This is a genomic window from Anoxybacillus sp. ST70 (assembly GCF_019553625.1).
GTDB classification, from domain to species: domain Bacteria; phylum Bacillota; class Bacilli; order Bacillales; family Anoxybacillaceae; genus Anoxybacillus; species Anoxybacillus gonensis.
Window position 1 is genome coordinate 1 of sequence record NZ_JAHZOF010000016.1, and the last position, 17,905, is coordinate 17,905.

Annotated in this window: 16 protein-coding genes and 2 pseudogenes; 7 read left to right on the forward strand and 11 right to left on the reverse strand. The window is 36.2% G+C overall.

Features of this window, described 5'->3' with window-relative positions:
• Positions 1–260 precede the first annotated feature (260 nt).
• The 4 genes from K1I43_RS14505 (at position 261) to K1I43_RS14520 (ending at position 4,119) form a co-directional block, all read left to right on the forward strand.
• A complete protein-coding gene (locus K1I43_RS14505) occupies positions 261–479 on the forward strand; it encodes a helix-turn-helix transcriptional regulator (RefSeq protein ID WP_035063627.1) in 219 nt (72 codons plus the stop codon).
• 874 nt (positions 480–1,353) lie between these two features.
• The gene (locus tag K1I43_RS14510) at positions 1,354–1,884 is read left to right on the forward strand and encodes a helix-turn-helix domain-containing protein (RefSeq protein WP_012575900.1); all 531 of its coding nucleotides are present in this window, start codon (positions 1,354–1,356) and stop codon (positions 1,882–1,884) included.
• A gap of 26 nt (positions 1,885–1,910) precedes the next feature.
• Positions 1,911–2,414, forward strand: coding sequence for an IS630 family transposase (locus K1I43_RS14515; protein WP_318256412.1), 504 nt, complete (start codon positions 1,911–1,913; stop codon positions 2,412–2,414).
• Between the two features lie 451 nt (positions 2,415–2,865).
• Positions 2,866–4,119, forward strand: coding sequence for an IS4 family transposase (locus tag K1I43_RS14520; protein WP_012575902.1), 1,254 nt, complete (start codon positions 2,866–2,868; stop codon positions 4,117–4,119).
• A 468-nt stretch (positions 4,120–4,587) separates the two neighbouring features.
• Here the strand turns inward: K1I43_RS14520 and K1I43_RS14525 are convergent, their stop codons facing one another.
• From K1I43_RS14525 to K1I43_RS14555, 7 genes and pseudogenes are all read right to left on the reverse strand, one after another.
• Positions 4,588–7,257 (reverse strand): lanthionine synthetase LanC family protein, encoded by a 2,670-nt coding sequence (locus tag K1I43_RS14525; protein WP_220382686.1) that lies wholly within the window; start codon positions 7,255–7,257, stop codon positions 4,588–4,590.
• A 16-nt stretch (positions 7,258–7,273) separates the two neighbouring features.
• Positions 7,274–9,409, reverse strand: a complete 2,136-nt coding sequence (locus K1I43_RS14530) for a peptidase domain-containing ABC transporter (protein WP_094240522.1) — start codon at positions 9,407–9,409, stop codon at positions 7,274–7,276.
• Between the two features lie 211 nt (positions 9,410–9,620).
• A complete protein-coding gene (locus K1I43_RS15890) occupies positions 9,621–9,794 on the reverse strand; it encodes a class II lanthipeptide, LchA2/BrtA2 family (RefSeq protein WP_220382687.1) in 174 nt (57 codons plus the stop codon).
• Between the two features lie 74 nt (positions 9,795–9,868).
• Positions 9,869–10,039 carry a lichenicidin alpha family lanthipeptide gene (locus K1I43_RS14540; protein WP_094240521.1) on the reverse strand — a complete coding sequence of 57 codons (171 nt, stop codon included), beginning with the start codon at positions 10,037–10,039 and terminating at the stop codon, positions 9,869–9,871.
• Between the two features lie 183 nt (positions 10,040–10,222).
• A complete protein-coding gene (locus K1I43_RS15895; RefSeq protein WP_094240519.1) occupies positions 10,223–10,342 on the reverse strand; it encodes a lichenicidin alpha family lanthipeptide in 120 nt (39 codons plus the stop codon).
• Between the two features lie 162 nt (positions 10,343–10,504).
• A pseudogene (locus K1I43_RS14550) lies at positions 10,505–10,675 on the reverse strand (IS66 family transposase); the annotation flags it as partial.
• Positions 10,676–10,828: 153 nt separating this feature from the next.
• Positions 10,829–11,985, reverse strand: a protein-coding gene (locus K1I43_RS14555; RefSeq protein ID WP_220382688.1) for an IS3 family transposase whose coding sequence is annotated in 2 segments (ribosomal slippage) — positions 10,829–11,727 and positions 11,727–11,985 — 1,158 coding nt in all. Because the reading frame shifts where the segments join, the coding sequence is not laid out codon by codon here.
• A gap of 66 nt (positions 11,986–12,051) precedes the next feature.
• Between K1I43_RS14555 and K1I43_RS14560 the strand changes: the two are divergent.
• Positions 12,052–12,621 (forward strand): annotated as a pseudogene (locus K1I43_RS14560) (IS66 family transposase); the annotation flags it as partial.
• 220 nt (positions 12,622–12,841) lie between these two features.
• Positions 12,842–13,231: a hypothetical protein gene (locus tag K1I43_RS14565; RefSeq protein ID WP_012575906.1), complete on the forward strand. Its 390-nt coding sequence runs from the start codon at positions 12,842–12,844 to the stop codon at positions 13,229–13,231.
• A 306-nt stretch (positions 13,232–13,537) separates the two neighbouring features.
• On the opposite strand, the gene K1I43_RS14570 is transcribed toward K1I43_RS14565, so the two are convergent.
• Positions 13,538–13,717, reverse strand: a complete 180-nt coding sequence (locus K1I43_RS14570) for an H-type small acid-soluble spore protein (protein ID WP_009362208.1) — start codon at positions 13,715–13,717, stop codon at positions 13,538–13,540.
• Positions 13,718–13,816: 99 nt separating this feature from the next.
• Between K1I43_RS14570 and K1I43_RS14575 the strand changes: the two genes are divergently transcribed.
• Positions 13,817–14,788 carry a potassium channel family protein gene (locus K1I43_RS14575; protein WP_035067392.1) on the forward strand — a complete coding sequence of 324 codons (972 nt, stop codon included), beginning with the start codon at positions 13,817–13,819 and terminating at the stop codon, positions 14,786–14,788.
• Here the strand turns inward: K1I43_RS14575 and K1I43_RS14580 are convergent.
• The 3 genes from K1I43_RS14580 to K1I43_RS14590 form a co-directional block, all read right to left on the reverse strand.
• Positions 14,777–15,181: a YugN-like family protein gene (locus K1I43_RS14580; RefSeq protein ID WP_009362210.1), complete on the reverse strand. Its 405-nt coding sequence runs from the start codon at positions 15,179–15,181 to the stop codon at positions 14,777–14,779. The two genes, K1I43_RS14575 and K1I43_RS14580, sit on opposite strands and share 12 nt — an antisense overlap.
• 78 nt (positions 15,182–15,259) lie before the next feature.
• Positions 15,260–16,609 (reverse strand): glucose-6-phosphate isomerase, encoded by a 1,350-nt coding sequence (locus tag K1I43_RS14585; RefSeq protein ID WP_075039558.1) that lies wholly within the window; start codon positions 16,607–16,609, stop codon positions 15,260–15,262.
• 110 nt (positions 16,610–16,719) lie between these two features.
• A complete protein-coding gene (locus K1I43_RS14590; RefSeq protein WP_009362212.1) occupies positions 16,720–17,880 on the reverse strand; it encodes an iron-containing alcohol dehydrogenase in 1,161 nt (386 codons plus the stop codon).
• Positions 17,881–17,905 lie beyond the last annotated feature (25 nt).

The following is a 17,905-nucleotide window of genomic DNA, read 5'->3' on the forward strand; positions in this document are numbered from 1 at the left end:
TATTCATGAGACATGAACCTCCTTGTGGATAGTTGTGGCACATCTATTTTAACCAAGGAATCGGGTTCATGTCTCCTTTTTTGTTTGGTTGTAAATTTATGTTAGCGAATTTGCTCATCTACAGTTATATATAGAAAACATTTTAGCTAAGTATTCCCCTGTTACTCCAGTATTAATTGAGCGTTGACGTTTAACTAGTAAAATATAGTATCGTAAAGTCATAAAGGAAGGGAATGATTAAATGAAAAAAAAATGATGAAATAACTAATAAAGTATATGAATATCGTGTTTTGAATAAGTTAACTCAGGAAGAGCTGGCAAAAGTTCTGGGCGTATCCAGACAAACTATATTAGTAATGGAAAAAAATAAATACGTACCTTCTCTATTACTAGCCTTTCGAATAGCAAAATATTTTAATGTCAGTATTGAGGATATTTTTACTTATCATGAAGGAGGAAATGATGCTCAACAGAATTGATCTATGGATTGAAAATGATATAAGTCATTTCAATGTATTTGTTGGGATTATATTAATAATTTTTATATTGTCTACAATCACCATTGTTTTTTTAAATTATAAACTTGGTAAAAAAGACGAAAGAAAAAATTTAATACAATTAAAGGTTAGTAAAGTCGTATGTATCTCTTTAATTGTATTTCTATGTTTTTACTTACTAACCGCGGAAAACGATTTAACTTATGAAAAACAATATTTGACTCTTGGTATCTCTCTATCTTTATTTAGTGGGGCCATTGCATGCATATATTATTACGTAAGGGAGAGGTTTTTTTAATGACATTTTTTAAAATGTTATCGGCCATAGTACTAGGCGTAGTAACCTACATCTTAACACAAGCAATTTTAAATTATATTACCCCAAAATATATCTTCAATCTAAATAATACTCAATGGGGGATATACACTATTCATGGTATATCTCTAGGTGTATGCTTAATTGTTGTTGCTCTCATTTTGAAAAAATAATTAGATTTAGCTTAATAGAGTATGTTAGTTAAGATATTGGGGCTGACCCAAAAGCAAAGTGTCAGACCCCACAACACAATATATAGGACATAACATTGGATAAATGAGCGGTATATTGTGAAATGCACGTGAGGTCAGACACTTATGGGTCAGCCCCATCGATAAAGTAGTTTTGTATAATCGAAGTGACTAAATAAAGGGGCGTTTAATATACATGAAAAGAGGAAAACATTTGAAAGAATTTGAATTATAGATGGTGAAAGAAGTGCTATATACATGCACTTTAAAACGATGACTTCTGTATGAACACCTTTTTTCATGGCTATACTGCTCCTAAATATTTCTATACAAAAGGAGCGGAATTGGCATGAAACGTTTGAAAATCACAAATGATCACGGTTGGACACCTCGAACACTTCGGAAACAAGAACGGAAAATCAAAGATGCTTCGCTTCGCGTTCGGGTGACCGCTGTTCGTCTTGTCATGGAAGGTCACCTCGGTAAAGATGTCGCGAAAATGGTCAATCTATGCCGTCAATCGGTTGCCCTCTACGTTGCACGTTTTAATCAAGGTGGGCTCGATCATCTACTCGATCGTCGCTTACCACCTGGTCGCGTGCCATTTCTTACGGAAGAACAACAACAAGAAATTAGACAACTCGTGTTAACCACCACACCTGTGGATGCTGGCTGGGGCATCGCTTCATCATGGAACACGCGCATTTTACAATCTTACATTCAACATACCTATGGCGTTTCGATGTCACGTGAAGGCATTTGTAAGTTGTTGCATCGTCTTCGTTTGTCATGGACACGTCCGACTTACAAGCTAGTCAAAGGAGACGCCAAGCGTCAAGCTGCCTTTCAAAAAGAACTTGAATTTATAAAAAAAAACTAATTACCGAGAATGCCATGCTGTTTTATGTGGATGAGACACATGTTCGTGCTTATCAAGCGCTACGTACGACATGGGCAGAAGTAGGAAATCAAAAACAAGTGCCAAGCTACGGTCACCATGCCCACGTTTCTATTTTTGGCGCCGTCGATGTTCAACAAGGCGATGTGGTTTTCCATCGTACTTCATCTGCCAATGCCGAAACGTTCCTGGACTTTTTGCGCCGATTGAAAGAGAAATATGCCGATCAATTCCTCGTGCTTGTGTTAGACAATGCGCGCATTCATCATGCCAAGATGGTGCAAGCCTTTCTTGATGGCGAGGAAGGCGATGCGTTTCATTTCATCTTTTTGCCGCCGTATTCTCCACAGTTGAACCCGATCGAACGGCTGTGGAAGTGGTTGAAAGATGAAGTGATTGCCAACGTTTTTCACAAGGATCAAAACGACATTGCCCAATCCATTACTCGCTTTGAACAGTACGTCTTACAACATCTAGATGAAGTGTTACGTCGCATGGGGTGTGCTGCGTGAACCAGAGGTTAAAATTTTAAATTGGATGTATATAGAATTTAGGAATCAAACATTGGATAATCTAGATCCCAATCTCGTCTAACGATGGATAAAAGAGTGTCAAGAGGCCAGTCAGGAAAAGTCTTATTGACCCATTCTTTTCCAGAAGTAAAAAAGTTGGGAGAAGGAAACAGGCAATTAAAGAAGCTATTGGAAGAGAAAGACTTAGAAACCGCGATTTTACGTAATTGTATAAATAAAGAGAAGAGCCCTCACTTACTGAAAAAATATCCGATTCAAAAATGCTGGGATGCTCAAAGTCGACCGTTCAACCTACTATGACCAGCAAAATAGATAGCCAGTATGCGGGGACGTCCACATAGCCATCAAGTTAAGAATTTGGGCCTTTGTACACCGTTAAAAATATGGTATCCTTTCTAGCGAATACTCTTCGTTAGAAAGGATTTTTTCTATGGAAAATCAAATGCAAGCATGGATGAAAACCATCCGCCAACTTTTCTCGCCTGAGACATTGACTCATCTTGCTCAAGAAACAGGATTTATCCAACGAAAACGAGCATTAACGGCAGAAGCATTTTTGACTCTTTGTGCATGGGGAGATGGCTCACTGGCACAACAATCACTCCAACGGTTATGTACGTCTCTCACGCTCCGCCATGACTGTTCCCTGTCCAGCGAAGGATTGAATCAGCGCTTTACCGAGCGAGCCGTGGCGTTTTTGCGAGAAGTGTTTTTCCTTCTCCTCCAACGACAACCCCCATTGCTTTGGTCCACCATCCAAACCTACCGGACGTGTTTTACTCGCTTGCGGATTTTGGATTCGACCAGTTTTTTGGTTCCTGCCGACTACGGGGAGGACTACCGAGGTTCCGTCTCATCAGGAGCGAAAATTCAGTTTGAATATGACTTGTTGTCTGGTGCCTGTCTTCAACTATGCGCTCAATCGGCCAATGACTCGGACGCCCGTTTTGCCTATCATGCCCAGCACACGATTTTGCCGAATGACCTATGTATTCGGGATTTGGGCTTTTTCTCCGTTGCCGCACTAACCGAGATCGACGCCCGAGGAGCGTATTATATTACTCGGCTCCGTTCCGATATGAAAGTGTATATCAAAGAGAATAGCCAGTGGAAGGAATGGGATTGGGAATCTCTTGGGAATCAATTAAAGGAAGGGGAATCAGTAGAAATGGAACATGTATACATCGGGCATGAGCGTTTGTATATCCCACGCTTGATTTTTCGACGTTTGACGGAAGAAGAATGGCAAAAACGGATGGCGTATGTGCGAAAAAGGGAAAAAAGAAAAGGGAAGGCGCTGACACGCCAAACCCTCGAACAAAAGAAATACCACATCTTACTGACTAATTTACCACAAGAGTCGTTTGATGGGCAACAGGTTTATGAGCTTTATTCTTTGCGGTGGCAAATTGAACTGCTGTTTAAAGCGTGGAAGTCCGTTTTTGATTTGGAGAAAGTGAAAAAGATGAAGAAAGAACGGTTCGAATGCCATGTATATGGGACGTTGATTGCCATTTTGGTGACTCAGACCTTTCTGTTTCAAGCTCGAACGTATTGGCAACAAACTGCTTTTGCGCCTATCCAAGGAAGAAATCAGCCTTTCTTCTCTCCTCCTTCTATTGAAAAAACATGGAAGAAAGGATCGAAGGAAAGGAAAAGAAACGGCATCGGATCTCTTGGTTAAATTGGGTATTTATTGATTAGATTCATAAAAACGCCAAATAACACTCTCCAAGAGGGTTATTTGGCATGCCTAAAACATGTGGTATTCTTTTTCTTCAGCTAATGATCACAAACATTGCGTATGGACACAACGACCCTTAACACTAAACTTGACGGGTATGGGGGACGTCCAACACCTGATTACTCTCTGACGATAATCGGCGGAAAAAGTATCCCAAGAATCAATTCCAGCATGACTATCCGAGAGGTTGTTAGTGGAAGAATTTATCTATAGATACCACAAAATGAACATCTAATCTAAGAAAAAAGAACACGACCTTTTCATTAGTAAGAACAATAGTGTATTGTATCGATTGTATAAACGGATGAATTATTCCGTTTATAGTTTTGAAACAGCTCCCGATAGTATTTACTCTCTCATTCGCCCTTTACTCTTTGACTAGTTGAGCACTAGTGCTCAACTAGCCTATTAGTTTATAATATTAAGTTCTTTAAATTTTAAATAGATGTAAAGAATTCCGGAGTAACCTGTCATGAAAGACTTGTTCATAAAGTTTATCTTATCCTTTGTAAAATAGTATCTAAAATCAGATAATATTTTATTAAGAAATCTGTCATATAGGATTTTATTTTTTAAGGAATAAGCAATATATAAGCCAATAAAATTATTCCCGAAACTACCATGACATAAGGAAAAGGACTCTTTTTCAGTTTCTAGCAATATTGGTATATTATCCATAATTATTGACTTTAAATCGATTCTATTATACCCATAATTAAAAAGTTCAATCATGCATAATAAAATACCTGGGGAACCATGACACCAATTAACTAGTTCTTTAGTATTTTTGACTGAACAAGGCCAATTTTTACTAGTTCTATTGTGCTGGGAAATTAAGAATTCTATCCCTTCATCAACTATTGAATGTAAAGTATTATCGTTAAGTAAATTAGCACATTTATATAATACTGGTAAATATCCCGCAAGTCCATGAGAATAGCCTAAACTTATGTCGACATCTTTTAAACCCTTAGAAGGCCAACCACAAATTCCGTTATTTCTATAATAGTTTACTACAAGATAATCTTTAACTCTTAGTATACATTTGAGAAGAGTATTATTGAAGGAACAGAAAGAACTATCTTCGTACATTTTAATCAATATTTTTAGCAGTCCCACACTTCCAGATACTATATCAAATGATTTATCATAGATCACATTTTTGCTTAATAACTCTGCTAAGGAAACGATGTCTTTCTCTGTTACATTTACTTCCTTTTTAAATTCTGTAAGTAAGTATAAAAGGCCGGCTGCTCCATCTAGTATTCCATTTTGAATATCTGGTAATTTTTTTATGTCATCTACAAAATTTTCTATAAAGCATTGTATTTGATTAAGTAGTTCTTTTTTTTGTTCTTTTGCAATTTCATAGTGTTGAATGTATTTTAATAAAAATAAAAATATTCCAGTTTTTCCGTAGTATAGTGTATTCGGCATATAGTCTATTTCAAAATCTTTATACCTTTCATTACCTTTTTCAACAATCTCTAACCAAGTAATATTATTATTATCTATAAGGCTTTTGTCTAGCAAATTTTTATAGCAATAGGAAAATATCTGGTCTATATCTATATTTTCGTAATGATATGGGTCTTTAACCTTATCCTCTTTTATTAGCCCCCTATTTTTCCGTATGTACTCTAAAATATAAGATTCGACAATAAACTTAATTTGTCTATTTTTATCTCTATTATCAAATTTATTAAAATAGTCTTCTTTGATTTTAATTTTTTTTGATTTATAAGGTATATTTCCTAACAATAAAAATTCTATTTCATCTTCATCAAAAATACTTAATTTACGAAAAAATTCCTTTCGACAATCAAGATCAGTTAAAAGTTTTGGAGAATAACTCGACCATATAGCGTCACTATAAACATAAGTAGGTTTTTTAATAACTCTAATCTGGACATCGGTAAATAATTTTTTTATTAAATTTATTATGTTCTTTGTGTTTTCTAGAAAAAAATTATATGCCTTTTCGAAACCTTCTATTATTAAATCTTTATTAAGGTAAAATAGTAATTCTTTCCCTTTATATAAAGGAACATTCATATTATTACTAACTTTTTTCTCAACTTTTTCAATTGTTTCTATTCCTTGTTGTGTAATCCTATATTCGTAATTTAGTATATCTAAATCACCATCAAAGTTATTAGAGAATGCAGCTAAGGTTTTTTCTCTTATAGAGAATGAAGGTATTAAAGCTGTATCATAAACTGTAAAATCTTCTTTAATATTGAAAATATTTTCCGAGTCAATAGTCACAATAGTATTATACGTTGAAACAATGTTTTCATAGTGAAAGTCTGACCCTGAAATTAAATAGGTAACGAATAAGAAAATACCAACATTACGAAAATAATTATCAATAGAATTTACTTCTTCGATTTCTATCGCTTTTTGTATATATAACAATTTATCCAAAATTAAAATATTTAAATCAATTTTTTCTGAATCACCATAAATAGCTTCTTTGAAATATTCGAATAAATATTGGTGATTTATTTCTGCACGTGGATCTTTCCATTTTATAAAAAAAGTATTACCATCAATTTCAAATGATGCAGTTCCTAAACCGTCATTGTGCTTATCACCTTTATTTAAGTCTAATGAAGCTATTCTAAAATCGCATTCGTTTATGGAAAACTTATCCATGATTGCATATTTATTATTCTCTATTATCTTAAGAATATAAGTATAATTATTCAGCATTTGATTATAATAATTGTAAAGAATGATTAAAGCCTGCTTAAAAATATTAAAAAATTCAATAAAGTTATTAGGTTTACAAGCATAATCCTTTTTGTAATGTTCAAAAAATAAGGGAAAGTCTCCGTATTTATGTTTTTGATCCTTATACAAATTATTAAGGTAAATAGTGATACTCCTAGATATAACTCTCATTGAAAAAGAATGGAGATCTTTTAAAATCCCCTTAAATGTAGGCAATTTTATATCAATATCATAATTATTTTCTATAGCGTAACCCAGTATTCTATGATATATGAAACCAAACTTATATTTGTTACAATCATAATCACTAATTGGTTGATACTTACTCAAAGATTGGATCAAGCTATTAACATCCATATTATACAGGTTCTACCTCACTTTCCATGTTTAGACGTTTATAAGTTAAACTCGTCTCTAGTAATTCCTTATGGGTTCCCGAAGCTGTTATAGTTCCATTTTCAACTACAAATATCATGTCTGAATTAACTATTGTAGATAACCTATGTGCTATTATAATTTGAGTTTTATTATTGTTATTAAAATAGGAGGTTATGGATTGTTCTGTTAAATTATCAACAGAGCTTGTTGCTTCATCAAGTATTATTAATTCCGGCTCGTGAATAAGAGCTCTAGCTAAGATAATCCTTTGTTTTTGTCCCCCTGAAATATTGTGACCGAATTCAGAAATAACAGTTTCATATTTCATAGGCATATTATTAATTTCTTTGTCAATTTGTGCGATTTTCGCTACTTCTTCCACTTTTGACAAAGGATATTCTTGATTCATTAAGATATTATCTTTTATAGATTTATTAAATATAAAAGGTTCTTGTGGTACAAAACCTATTAAAGACTTGAAACTCTCCATTTCTATATCTTGAATATTGAATCCATTCACTAATATTTCACCTTCTGCAGGTGGATATAATCCTAATAACAGGCCTATTATAGTAGACTTTCCGGACCCAGTTTTTCCGACAAACGCAACCTTTTCTCCCTTATTAATTGTAAAATTGAGATTTTTCAATACATATTCCTTTTGTCCAGGGTATTTAAAAGAAACATTTTTAAATTCAATTGTATCAATTGATTTTATTTTTATAGAGTTCTTATTTTTATCTTGCGATGGATGTTCTAATATATCGCTTATACGTTCAAGATTATTTTTTAATGTTCCATACACATTAAAGGCTGTGAAAATACTGCCTAAGCTGGAAAAGTAAATACCCAATAATGTATATCCAAATATCGCTTCACCTATACTAATTTGCCCGTCAAGAACAAAAAGTATTACCAAAAATAAACAGACCGGTCCAAAAGTTGAAAAGAGAGAGATTACCATGGAGTATAGATCGTTATTAAACGTTCTTTTCTGGTATAATTTCAAGGCTTTTTGATATTGTTCATATAAAAGACCTTTCATAAAAGATTCTTGATTAGATGCTTTTATTGTAAACATAGCAGATAAAGTCTCATATTCAAGAGATTGCAATTTAGTGCCCTCAATGATCTCTAAACGATGATTAGTAAGAATTTTTTTTCTTATATATAGTAAGATTAGTCCCATAAATATACTTATTATAGTTGTAAACCAAAATAGTATAGGGTTTACATTATACATAATTACATTAATAGTTAGCACCATACCAAAATCAATTATTCCTTTTAAAACTGTATTAATTAGATACTCCCGATTCGTTTTTAGCAACCCCAGTCTATACATTAAATCACTAGAGTTTCGAGTTAAAAAAAAGCTGTAAGAAACGCTCAAAAGCTTTTTTACAACTTTCTCATAGATACTTTTATCCATTAAGGCTGAAAATCTAACTATTAGTAAACTTCTAATAATGAAAACAAATATGTATATGAAAATGGCTAATGCTATTAACAATAAATTTTTGCTTGTCTTTACTTTCTCTATATTGTCATAATTATCTGTTAAAAATTTCATTATATTGGGAGTTATGAGTGTCATTCCGTAACTTAGGACCGATATAAAAAGGATAAGTAAAAAAATCCCTTTATGACTATTAAAAAAGTCAGTATATACCTTTAAATAATTTTCTTTTTCTTTTATTATTGTTTTGTCTTTTTTCGGTTTACACCATAGAACTATATTGCTGAAATGGTTATTAAATTCTTCATTACTAACTGTTATTCTCCCTATACTAGGGTCTACTATTACGAAGCTATTATTTTTAATTCTCTCTAAAACTACGAAATGAGAATTATTCCAGAATATAATCAATGGTTGATCATTTATTTTTTGTAGCATTGAACTACTGGCTTCATAAAGTTTAACGTCGTAACCGAACTCTATAAGAATGTTTTTCATATCATTGAGACTAATGCCATCGCGTCCAACTTCAGCTTTTTTTGAAAGTGTTTTTACTGATACTCTTTCACCATGGTATCTCATAATCATAGATACACAACAGAGTCCGCACTCCGACTCTTGAACTTGAGCAACATATGGCACTTTTTTGCTAAACATAATAAAGTAACCCCCGTTAAAAATTCATCTGGCTCTTTCCGTTTACCACAGAAAGAGCCAATATCTTAGTATTTTTACTATACTATATTAAACTGGATTAATTTTTTGATACGGAACACTTAGTAATACCAACCGACGTGTTACCGTTTTTATGCATTGAAGAATTATTGCTAGGTAGAAATAGTAGATCAAATTATATATAACTATGCATTTAGCATTTAGATGTACATTTAGTTGTTGGGCACATACTTACTGAAATTGTCACAGTAATTCCTATACACGGAAGTGTAGTAGTACCCCCGTTAATTCCTTCTGCATTTGAAATCTCTTTAAGAATCATTTCGTTCTTTTCGTTCTTTTTAAGACTTTGAGAATTTGAATACATTTTATATCCCTCCCTATATAAGATTCTGGAAATTCTGTCGTTTTTACCTACATGTTAAGACAGAACTTTAAAAGTTAGTTGCATGAAGGCATGCATTCTACCGTCAAGGTGCAGAATCTACCTTTATTACCTAGGAATGAAGAAAGACCCGCACCAGAAACATTTACATCCTCAAATTGCTCTAATTCTTTCAAATATTCTTTCTCCATTTCCTCAAACATAATTTCTTTTTGTTTGGATGTCATGTCTTTCACCTCCTTACAAAAGGAATTATACAATATATTTTAGAAAAATGGTATAATAATCCTAAAAAAATTAAACTTTTTTTCTTAAATGACTTTTTAACTATTACCTTTTTACAGTCATCAAAAAACAAATTTCCAATTGCGATGATTTTTCACCCACATATTAAGACAGAACTTTAAAAGTTAATTGCATGGAGGCATGCATTCTACCGTCAAGGTGCAGAATCTACCTTTATTACCTAAGAATGAAAAAAGATCTGCACCAGAAACATTTACATCTTCTATTTGCTCTAGTTCTTTCAAGTATTCTTTTTTCGTTTCTCTAAAATTTTAGTAAAAATTTAACATAAATACTCAAATAGGTATTATATCATATATTTTGTATTTATAGTGTAACTATTCACTCCGATAGTAGTGTGTAAAGAAGCGCAACACAAATAGGGCATCCCCGTAATAGAAAATGCCCTAAGTGGTAGAAAGAACGCGATCAAGCGTGTCACCCGTCAACAGAAGACATAACGAATCCCACACGTTTTTTTCGTGTTTCGTCAGTGTGGAAACGATGCTTCTTGTGATACAAAAAGACTGGGCGAATGTTTCTTCGCGAAACGTACCCGAAATGTTCTCTTTGACTTTTGATATTAGGTCAATAAAGTAGACACAAAAATTTATAAGTTTTTAGCAGCTACCGCGCTATCGCTTGGTGGCCTTTTAAAAACAATTACGACGCTGTCCTAATTATTTTTAAAAGGTAAATTTTCGGGTCTCATTTTTCTATTAATATGCTCATTAAGCTCCCTTTTTATAGTACATACGTTCGTATTCAGATGGTGAAAAATACTCTGTTGCGGAGTGAATACGTTTGTTATTGTAAAATATTTCTATATACTCGAATATGCTCTTTTTTGCTTCTTCCCTTGTTTTATAACGAGTCTGATAAATTAGTTCTTTTTTTATGATCCCATGAAATGATTCGATACAAGCGTTGCCATAACAGTTTCCTTTGCGGCTCATGCTACATTTCATACCGTATTCAATTAGCTTAGCTTGATAGTCATTTGAAGCATATTGACTCCCTCGATCAGAGTGATGGAGGATAGATCCTTGTGGTTGTTGACGCTGGTATGCTTGCTTTAAAGCGCTCAACACTAGCTCCTTTTTCATTGAACAATCTATATGCCAGCCGACTATTTTCCTTGAATACAAATCCATAACACTAGCTAGATAAAGCCAACCCTCATCCGTTGGAACGTATGTGATATCAGCTACCCACACCTCATTTGGTTTTGTAACAGTAAAATTTTGGTTTAAGACATTTTCATGAACCGGATGGTTATGTTTCGAGTTAGTGGTTGCTTTATGCTTTTTTACGGTACGAGACTTCATTCCCTTTTCTTTCATTATGCGGGAGACCGTCTTCTGTGAAACCTTAATTCCTTCATGATTGAGCTTTTTGGTAACCTTTGGACTCCCATACAATTGGCGGGATTCGATATACACACGACGCACTTCCTGCGTCAATTCTTCTCGGCGCTCTTGTCTAGCACTTTTGGGACGATCACGCCACTTATAATAACCGCTTCGAGAAACTTTCAAAACTTCGCACATCTTCTCCAATCGGTAATCGAAGCGATGTTCATGGATAAATGAATATTTTACCGATGGTCTTTCGCGAAGAAGTGCATCGCCTTTTTTAAGATGGAGTTTTCCTCCTCTAGATCCCGAATACGTTTCTTCAGTTCACGAACTTCGTGGTCTTCAGTTCGAAAAGTTTGGGTTTCTGATATTTCTGGTTCTTGCTTATACTTTTTCACCCAACCGTGAAGCGTATTTTCATTAATTTTGAGCTCCCGAGCCACTTGTGCAACGGATTTCGCTTCCTCCAAAATATAACGAACCGTTTGACGCTTAAAGTCTTCTTCGTACCGCCTTTGTTTTTTTGTCATGTAGACACCTCATTTTTTAGTCTATTATTACTATAATAATCTGTGTCTACTTTTTAGTCTAACATCAAAGGGACGATGATGCACGATGCGTTCGGTACGTATCCGAAATACACACATGCCACCCATGCCCTTTGTCATGCCCACCATTTGCGTGAGTTAAAAGGATTCATCGAACAAGGGCATACGTGGGCAGCGCGCATGACCACGTTTCTGTTAGCCGCCAAACAAGCCGTCGAAGCCCATCACGGTGCACTTTCCGAAGAAGAAGCGAAACGGTGGGAACGAGTGTATGATCGCATCCTAGCGAAAGCACAGCACCGATTGGAAGCGAAGACGCCTCTTCCGAAAAAAGCACTCGCTTTTGTTCGACGCCTTCAAAAACGAAAGGAAGAAGCGTTGCGTTTCCTACATGAAGCTCATGTTCCCTTTGACAATAACCAAGCCGAACGAGATCTTCGCATGGTCAAAGTGAAAGAGAACATCTCGGGTACGTTTCGCGAAGAAACATTCGCCCAGTCTTTTTGTATCACAAGAAGCATCGTTTCCACACTGACGAAACACGAAAAAAACGTGTGGGACTCGTTGTGTCTTCTGTTGGCAGGCGAAACGATCGATCGAGTTCTTTCCGCTACCTAGGGCATTTTCTATGACCGAAATGCCCTATTTGTGCTGGGCTTTTTTATACACTAGCACTGGGCTGAATAGTTACTTTTTGCCCAAATCTGTATCAGGCTTAATTTCAAATATATGTAAGCGTCAAACTTTCCCCACCTAGTTCTACCCCTATATCCATGCCATAATTTCTTTAGATAAAGAGGTTAAAACGTTAAAAAAGCTCCAAAGCGAATTTGACAAAGTGAATTCTGCGTTAGTGAAATTAAGAGATGAAGCACTCAAAATAATCATGGGGGAAAGTCTCTTTGATGCAAAAGTTGTTAATGACCTTATTAATCAGAAAGAAAATGAGTTAAGGGAGTTGGAAGAATCGATCAATAAAGCAAAATTAGATTTAGAATCCAAGAAGGTAGAACTGTCTGAAATGGAGGAATTGCAGAGATACATTCCTGTATGGAGAGAAGTATTTGAAAAGGCATCAGTGGAAAAAAAGAAAATGATGTTAAGTACAGTAATTGACAAAATTGTTGTTTTTATAGACCGGGTGGAAATCACTTTTAAAATTTCTTTAAACCGATTTTTAGTAAATAAGGGCAGTCATTCTAACAATGACGCCCTCCCACTGAACTAATGCCCCATTCTTATGACACTTTTCATTATGGACACTATTCATATTATCATAAAAAACAGAAAAATAGCAACTGCAAAATGCACTCCCATCCTTTTATAAAAATCGTTTCTTGGATTCACCGTCATATTCACGTAATAAATGCTATTTGCTATACTTTTACTTGAATAAAACACGAAGCTGTTTTTCAAGGATTTTGGGTAGTGTAACTGACAAGCTTGGAAGAGCGTCGTGCTGGCAGCGCGAAGGTCACCGGTTCGAACCCGGTATGCTCCATCAAAAAACCCTTGCATCGCAAGGGTTTTTCTTTTACTCTTCTGTTAGTTCTTCTACTGGAACGATGTGACGTTCATGTTCCCGGCCACGCATATGTACGGTAGCTGTTCGATTCGCTTCATCGTACCCATCAATCCAAACAGATTGACCGTGATAACATACCCGAATATCATCTGGCGAAGAAACAATTTGTTTAATGCGATGCATATCCATCAGCGCCCCTCCTTTCGTTCATATTATTTTCTTTTGGAGAGAAAATATGTAAGAAATGACACCATCTCGTCTACAATAATAAAACAGGAGGGAAAATAGATGAGATGGTATGAATTTCTCGCTTCATATTGGCGACTTTCTCCACTGATACGAATCATATTCACCATTACAACAATTATCTGTTTATTTGGGATGATCATTCATGTCGTCGAGCCAAAGACATTTTTAACAGCATTCGACGGCATATGGTGGGCGCTCATTACAACAACAACGATTGGTTATGGCGACCTCGTACCGAAAACATTGGGTGGTAAACTTGTCGCTATCACTCTCATTTTGCTCGGTACAGCTTTTGTTTCAGCTTATTTTGTCACGCTATCTACAAAAGCACTTTCAAAAGAAAACGCTTTATCAACTGGGGAACTCCCTTATACAAAAGGGGGACATGTCATCTTAGTCGGATGGAATGAACGCATTCGCCAGCTACTTGCTCTCATGCCGCCCGACATTCCGTGTCTCGTGATCGATGAGACACTAAAACGTTGGGATGTTCCGAAACACGTTCATTTCATTAAAGGAAATCCGACGCATGACGATGTGTGGAAAAAAGCAAACGTATTTGAAGCCCGCACCGTCATTATTACTGCCAATCAACATAAAAACGAAACGGAGGCCGATTTAGCATCCATCGTCACCCTTTTAACAGTAAAAGCGCTTCATCCATCCGTGTATACTGTTGTGGAAATATTAACAACTACCCAAGTTGATAATGCAAAGCGCGCTGGGGCAGATGAAACGATTGAAACAAATAAATGGATCAGCTTCTTAATGACCAATTGCCTCTCATCTCCAAACATATTAAACGACGTCGAGCAATTCAAAAAACATCCAATCAAACGGTTGGCTATGCGCGACGAATGGAACGGGATGTCTTTTGCGTCAATGCTTACGGAATTAAAAAAAGAAGATATATTGCTTATCGGTGTCGCAAACAATCAACATGTTGTAATTAATCCACCGTCGCATACGATCATTCAGTCGACAGATGAACTTATCGTATTAGCGCAATAACCGTTCTTCTAAATCTTTGACGAGCGTTTTTGCCATAGCTACATATTGATCAGGTACCGTTGCATCGGGATCTTCTGGCTCAGAAAATTGATTAAATGATGCGTTTATATTCCCAATATGCACATTGTCATCTAAGCCACGCTGATATTTATGGCATAAGACGTATGGGCGCTTCAATTCAACCGTTGCCCCATATGAATCCAGTTGTCCATCGATCGCGACGAATGGAAGGCGTAAAAATTGGTACCCAACATCATCCGCCATCTTATAGTCGAACGAACCGTGATCGTAATCCCAATTTCCACCGATCACATAGCCGAGAGGTTTTAATTCCTGTTCTAACACATTTAATAAAAATGTTTTTCCTTCTAATGCAGATGGAATTTCAATCATATCGATCACTCCTCCTCTGTTTGTTATCATGCCCAAAAAAAGAGCTTTCCCTGCACCCAGGAAAAGCTCTTTTTTTCATTATTTCAATCGTTTTTCAAGCTCAGCCTTTTTCTCTTCGTATCCAGGTTTACCAAGAAGAGCAAACATGTTCACTTTGTATGCTTCTACACCTGGTTGATCAAACGGATTGACTCCAAGTAAATATCCGCTCATCGCACACGCTTTCTCAAAGAAGTAAACAAGGTAACCGAATGTATATTCATCTAATCGTGGTAGCGTTACAACTAAGTTTGGTACACCACCGTCTGTATGTGCTAACAATGTTCCTTCAAACGCTTTTGTGTTGACAAAGTCAACTGTTTTTCCTGCTAAATAGTTTAATCCATCTAAGTCGTTATCTTCTGCTTCAATCGTCAACTCATGACGTGGTGTTTCTACTTTTAATACAGTTTCAAACAAGTCGCGACGACCTTCTTGCACATATTGCCCTAACGAATGAAGGTCTGTCGAAAAGTTTGCAGAAGCTGGGAAAATACCTTTTTGGTCTTTTCCTTCACTTTCACCAAACAATTGCTTCCACCATTCAGCAAAATATTGTAACGCTGGCTCGTAGTTAATAAGCATCTCAATTGTTTTCCCTTTGTTGTATAGCACATTACGTACAGCAGCATATTGATAAGCAATGTTTTCTTCTAGTTCTGATTTACTGAAATCTTCGCGTGCTTGGGCAGCCCCTTTCATCATTGCCTCAATATCCGCTCCGCTTACGGCAATTGGCAATAAACCGACCGCTGTTAAAACAGAGTAGCGTCCACCGACATCATCTGGAATAACAAATGTTTCGTATCCTTCCTCTGTCGCTAACGTTTTTAACGCTCCACGCGCACGGTCTGTTGTTGCATAAATGCGTTTGCGCGCTTCTTCTTTTCCGTACTTTTCTTCAAGAAGTTTACGGAAAATACGGAATGCAATCGCTGGTTCTGTCGTCGTTCCCGATTTCGAAATGACGTTAATGGAAAAATCTTTTCCTTCCAGTAAATCCATAACATCGCGCATATATGTAGAACTAATGTTGTTGCCGACGAAAATAATTTGCGGTGTTTTTCGTTTTTCGCTTGGGAGCGCGTTGTAAAAAGAATGTTGCAACATTTCAATTGCCGCACGAGCACCAAGATAAGAACCACCAATGCCGACGACTAACAATACATCAGAGTCTTGTTGAATTTTTTTAGCTGCTTGTTGAATGCGAGCAAACTCTTCGCGATCATATGCGACAGGGAGATCAATCCATCCTAAAAAGTCGTTTCCTTGTCCTGTTTTCTGATGCAGAGCATGATGTGCCACTTTCACTGCATCACGCAAATACGTTAATTCATGTTCACCAAAAAAAGACAACGCTTTTGAGTAGTCAAACTGAATATGCGTCATGTACGTTTCCTCCTCAATGATTGTATCCTCTTTCACTTTAGCGAAATAAACATCGAGAATCAAGTTCACGAAAATAATGTAAACGGATTCATTATGACATTTTTCGCACTTTACAATGAGGCTTGTAAAATCGCCATGACATCATCATCGTGCAACTTTTTAAAATTACCAAATGGGCCGAACGCCATCGCTTTTTCTACTATTATTGGCAATGATTCTTCACCGATATGATAATCTGCTAATCGACAAGGAGCACCTATGCTATTCCAAAACGCTCGAAGCTTTTCAATTCCTTCTAGCGCAATTTCCCGATCTCCTTTTCCTTCTGGATAAACGTCAAACACCCGAACAGCTAGCTGCTTAAAACGCTCCACATGTTCATCAAGCACATGCTTCATCCAATTCGGGAATAAAATAGCTAACCCACCTGCGTGTGGAATGTCATGCACCGCCGACACAGCATGCTCAATATTATGTGTGGCCCAATCACCGCGTAGCCCCATGCGTAAAATTCCATTTAAGGCCATCGTTCCACAATATAAAATTGTTTCACGATGATCAACATGCTGTAAATTTTCAATAAGTTTTGGAGCCGTTTCAATTACAGTTCGTAAAATGGACTCACACATACGATCTTGTAATGGCGTATTTGGCGCATGGTGAAAATATTGTTCTAATACGTGCGACATGATGTCAACAATGCCATACACTGTATGGTCTTTCGGAACAGTTGTTGTATAAACGGGATCTAAAATCGAAAATGTAGGAAAGACAGCCGGACTGCTCCAACCGTATTTCTCCTTCGTTTCCCAATTTGTAATAACAGAATTTGCATTCATTTCTGATCCTGTCGCTGCTAGCGTTAATACTGTTCCTATTGGCAGTGCCCGTTGAACTGTCGTCTTTCGTGAAATAAAATCCCATGCGTCCCCATCATATAACGCCCCCGCTGCAATGGCTTTGGCACAATCAATGACACTTCCGCCTCCAACCGCTAAAATAAAATCAATGTTTTCTTGACGGCATATGTCAATCCCTTTTTGCACAGTAGATAAACGAGGGTTTGGTTCAACACCAGCAAGCTCAGTCCAAGACTTATTTAATGAACGCAAAATAGATATGACATCATCATATACGCCATTTTTCTTAATGCTTCCTCCGCCATATACGATTAAAATGCGTTCATACGAATGAAGTTCCTTTTTCAAATGTTCAATCTGTCCTCTACCGAAAATTAATTTCGTTGGATTATGAAAAACGAAATTTTCCATGTTTATCCCTCCTTCCTTTCATTAT